This window comes from Mesorhizobium sp. (genome assembly GCF_024509055.1).
In the GTDB taxonomy this organism is placed as follows: Bacteria; Pseudomonadota; Alphaproteobacteria; order Rhizobiales; family Rhizobiaceae; genus Mesorhizobium.
Window position 1 is genome coordinate 1 of the sequence record NZ_JANINM010000153.1, and the last position, 3,784, is coordinate 3,784.

At 64.1% G+C, this 3,784-nt stretch carries 6 protein-coding genes; 5 read left to right on the forward strand and 1 reads right to left on the reverse strand.

Translation table 11 applies throughout. From position 1 onward, the window contains the following. A partial coding sequence (locus tag Q0L57_RS07830) for a uroporphyrinogen decarboxylase family protein (RefSeq protein ID WP_296740637.1) occupies nt 1–244 on the reverse strand: 244 nt, incomplete at its 3' end. Between the two features lie 401 nt (nt 245–645). Here Q0L57_RS07830 and Q0L57_RS07835 point away from each other — a divergent pair. The 5 genes from Q0L57_RS07835 to Q0L57_RS07855 form a co-directional block, all read left to right on the forward strand. Continuing rightward, nucleotides 646–1,467: a pyruvate, water dikinase regulatory protein gene (locus Q0L57_RS07835; protein ID WP_296740639.1), complete on the forward strand. Its 822-nt coding sequence runs from the start codon at nt 646–648 to the stop codon at nt 1,465–1,467. Between the two features lie 42 nt (nt 1,468–1,509). Beyond that, nucleotides 1,510–2,109, forward strand: coding sequence for a Maf-like protein (locus tag Q0L57_RS07840; RefSeq protein ID WP_296740640.1), 600 nt, complete (start codon nt 1,510–1,512; stop codon nt 2,107–2,109). After that, the gene (locus Q0L57_RS07845) at nt 2,102–2,935 is read left to right on the forward strand and encodes a shikimate dehydrogenase (protein WP_296740643.1); all 834 of its coding nucleotides are present in this window, start codon (nt 2,102–2,104) and stop codon (nt 2,933–2,935) included. Before Q0L57_RS07840 ends, Q0L57_RS07845 begins: the two co-directional genes overlap by 8 nt. A gap of 14 nt (nt 2,936–2,949) precedes the next feature. Further along, the gene (coaE, locus tag Q0L57_RS07850; protein WP_296740645.1) at nt 2,950–3,555 is read left to right on the forward strand and encodes a dephospho-CoA kinase; all 606 of its coding nucleotides are present in this window, start codon (nt 2,950–2,952) and stop codon (nt 3,553–3,555) included. Between the two features lie 77 nt (nt 3,556–3,632). Continuing rightward, a partial coding sequence (locus Q0L57_RS07855) for an exonuclease domain-containing protein (RefSeq protein WP_296740648.1) occupies nt 3,633–3,784 on the forward strand: 152 nt, incomplete at its 3' end.

The window sequence follows — 3,784 nt, forward strand, 5'->3', positions numbered from 1 at the left end:
CATTGGGCACGACGAGGATGTCGGAGAACAGGATCGAGGCATCGAAGCCGAAGCGCTCGATCGGCTGCAGCGTCACTTCCACGGCAAGGTCCGGATTGTAGCAAAGATCGAGGAAGGAACCGGCCCGCTTCCGCGTCTCCCGGTATTCCGGGAGATAGCGTCCGGCCTGGCGCATCATCCAGAGCGGCGGCGGGGACACCGTGCTGCCCTTGAGGACGTCGAGCATGATCCGTTTCCCAGCCATCAGCGTCCGCCCTCTCCAGTCTTTCAAATCAAATATCTATTTTAAAAGAGTCTTCTGATTCTAAGAGTCTGTTGGTTGTGGTGGTTGTGACCTGTCCAGCCTGCGGCCTGAAAAGGCCAGTCAGCATATTGTCGCGCGGCCTGTTTCGCAATTTGGAAGGATCTGGGGAAGAGCCGGATTCAGGCTTTGGAGTCAAAAGCTTGGCAGGCCGGTCCCGTAACTTCGGTCTGTGGATGAAGTCAGGCCAAAATGCGCCGTCCCCAGATTTGTCCCCAGCGCCCCGATGAAGCCTACAGCGGGGCGAATTGTGGACAACCCGCCATCTGATACAGTCGCTCTCATCGACCCGGTGTTTTTGTCCAACCTTGTCCACACTTGCCCACATGCCCGGAACCCTGCCTGTGAACAAACCCCAGAGCTTCTTCCATCTGCATCTGATTTCCGACGCCACCGGCGAGACGCTGCTGGCCGCCGGCCGCGCCGCCTCCGCGCAATACAAGGATGCGCGCGCCATCGAGCACATCTACCCGCTGATCCGCACCGAGAAGCAGGTGGCTAAGGTGTTCGAGGATATCGACGAGGAGCCCGGCATTGTCCTCTATACGGTTGTCGACCAGAAGCTGGCGCGCGGCATCGACGAACGTTGCGCCGCCATGGGCCTGCCCTGCGTTTCGGTGCTCGAGCCTGTGCTCAGTGTCTTCCAGTCCTATCTCGGCACGCCGGCCGGCCGGCGCGTCGGCGCCCAGCATGTACTCGACGCCGAATATTTCCGCCGCATCGATGCGCTCAACTTCACCATGGAGCATGACGACGGCCAGCTGCCCGCCAACATGGATGACGCCGATATCGTGCTCATCGGCATCTCGCGCACCTCGAAGACGCCGACCAGCATCTATCTCGCCAACCGCGGCATCAAGACGGCCAACATCCCGATCGTGCTCGGCGTGCCGCTGCCGGAGAGCCTGATCAACGCCAGGAAGCCGCTCATCGTCGGCCTGATTGCCACGGCCGAGCGCATCTCGCATGTCCGCCAGAACCGCATCCTCGGCAACACCGCGACCTATGTGCCGACCGATTATGTCGACAGGGCCGCGATCACCGAGGAACTCGCCTATGCGCGCCAGCTCTGCACGAGGCACGGCTGGCCGATGATCGACGTCAGCCGGCGCTCGATCGAGGAAACGGCGGCCGCGATCGTTGCCCTGCGTGGCAAGAACAGATAACCCATTGCCCCGACGAACCGGGACGCGATGGCGCGGAAAACCATGGCCGAGAAAATCATCCTTGCTTCGGGCAGCCCCTACCGAAAGGCGATGCTCATCAATGCCGGCCTCGACATCGAGGCCGTCCCGGCTGAAGTCGACGAGCGCGCGCTGGAAGCGCCCCTGGAAGGCAGCGGCGCCTCGCCGGAAGATGTCGCTTCGATCCTTGCCGAGGCCAAGGCCACCGAGGTCAGCGGGCGCAGGCCAGGCGCGCTGGTGCTCGGCTGCGACCAGACGCTGTCGCTCGGCGACGAAGTCTTCCACAAGCCGGCCGACATGGAAGGCGCGCGTCGCCATCTGCTTGCGCTGTCCGGCAAGACCCATCAGCTCAACAGCGCGGCCGTGCTCTGCCGCGACGGCGAGGTGCTTTGGCGCCATGTCGGCATTGCCAGCCTCACCATGCGCAAGCTGGACCCCGGCTTCATCGGCCGACACCTGGCGCGCGTCGGCGCCAAGGCGCTTTCCAGCGTTGGTGCCTATCAGATCGAGGGCGAAGGGATACAATTATTCGAGAAGATCGAAGGCGACTATTTCACCATCGTTGGACTGCCGCTTCTTCCTGTGTTGAAGGAACTGCGCGCGCTGGGAGCCATCGATGGCTGAGAAGAAGGCCTTCGTCACCGGTCACCCGATCGCGCATTCGCGCTCGCCGAAGATTCATGGGCATTGGCTGGCGAAATACGGCATCGACGGCAGCTACCAGGCGATCGACGTTGCGCCGGCGGATTTCATCGCGTTCCTTGCATCGCTCGGCGAAAACGGCTTTCGCGGCGGCAATGTCACCATCCCGCACAAGGAGGCCGCTTTCGCCGGCGTGGCGCGACGCGACCACGCCGCCGACGAGATCGGCGCGGTCAACACGCTGTGGCTGGAGGATGGCGTGCTGTGGGGCGGCAACACGGACGGGCACGGCTTCGCCGCCAATCTCGATGATTACGCGCCGGGTTGGGCGGCCAATGGTCCGGCCGTGGTGCTGGGAGCTGGCGGGGCCTCCCGCGCGGTCATCCATGCGTTGAAAGAGCGTGGCGTGAGAGATATCCGCATCGTCAACCGCACACTGGCGAGGGCGCAGGAGCTTAGCGACCGGTTCGGGGCAGGGGTCTCGGCGCATGGCGCGGACGCGACCGGCGAGTTGCTTGCCGATGCAGGTCTGCTCATCAACACCACGGCGCTCGGCATGCACGGCAATGAAGGCCTGTCCGCCGATCCCGCGGGGTTAGCCGACCATGCCGTCGTCACCGACATTGTCTATGTGCCCCTGGAAACCCCGCTTCTGGCCGCGGCCAGCGCGCGCGGCCTGAAGACGGTCGATGGGTTGGGGATGCTGTTGCACCAGGCAGTCCCCGGCTTCGAGCGCTGGTTCGGCAGGCGGCCTGAGGTCACGCCCGAATTGCGGCGCATGATCGTCGCCGATATCGAAGCCCTTTGATGGTGGTCGGCGGCATGATCGTGGTCGGCCTTACCGGATCGATCGGCATGGGCAAGTCGACGACGGCAAAGATGTTTGCCGAGGCCGGCGTGCCGGTCCACGATTCCGACGAGACCGTGCATCGCCTCTATTCAGGCAAGGCTGCGCCTCTGGTCGAAGCCGCCTTCCCCGGTACGACGCAAGCCGGCGTCGTCGATCGCGCCGGACTGGCGGAGCGGGTTCTCGGCGATGCCGCCGCTTTGAAGAAACTGGAAGCGATCGTCCATCCGCTGGTGCGCGCCGACGCCGATGCATTTCTGGCCCGCCATCGCGCCGCCGGCGCGCCGCTGGCCGTGCTCGACATCCCGCTGCTTTTCGAAACCGGCGGCCGCGATCGTGTCGACAAGGTCGTGGTCGTCACAGCCGCGCCCGAAATCCAGCGCGCCCGCGTGCTGGCGCGGCCCGGCATGAGCGAGGCCAAGTTTGCCGCGATCCTTGCCAAGCAGGTACCGGATGCGGACAAACGCCGGCAAGCCGATTTCGTCGTTGACACCGGGCAGGGTTTCGACGCCGCGCGAAGCGCGGTCGAGACCATCATTGCCGAACTGGCGGGGGATAAGGCGGGCAAGCCGCGCTCTTGACTCTTGCTGTCAGCAGCAGCCATTGCCATTTTCCGCCGGGGAACGATGCTGCTCCCGGCAAAGGCAAACTGATTCGAATGCGCGAGATCATCTTCGATACGGAAACCACCGGCCTCGATTTGCGCGACGACCGCGTCATCGAGCTCGGCGGCGTCGAGCTGGTCAACCGCTTTGCGACCGGCCGCACCTTCCACAAATTCATCAATCCGCAGGGGCGCGCGATCCACGC

Excerpts from the sequence above, each read along its gene's own strand:
- Q0L57_RS07840 (WP_296740640.1), top strand. The coding sequence starts at position 1,510 with ATGGCCGAGAAAATCATCCTTGCTTCGGGCAGCCCCTACCGAAAGGCG.
- Q0L57_RS07845 (WP_296740643.1), top strand. The coding sequence starts at position 2,102 with ATGGCTGAGAAGAAGGCCTTCGTCACCGGTCACCCGATCGCGCATTCG.
- coaE (WP_296740645.1), top strand. The coding sequence starts at position 2,950 with ATGATCGTGGTCGGCCTTACCGGATCGATCGGCATGGGCAAGTCGACG.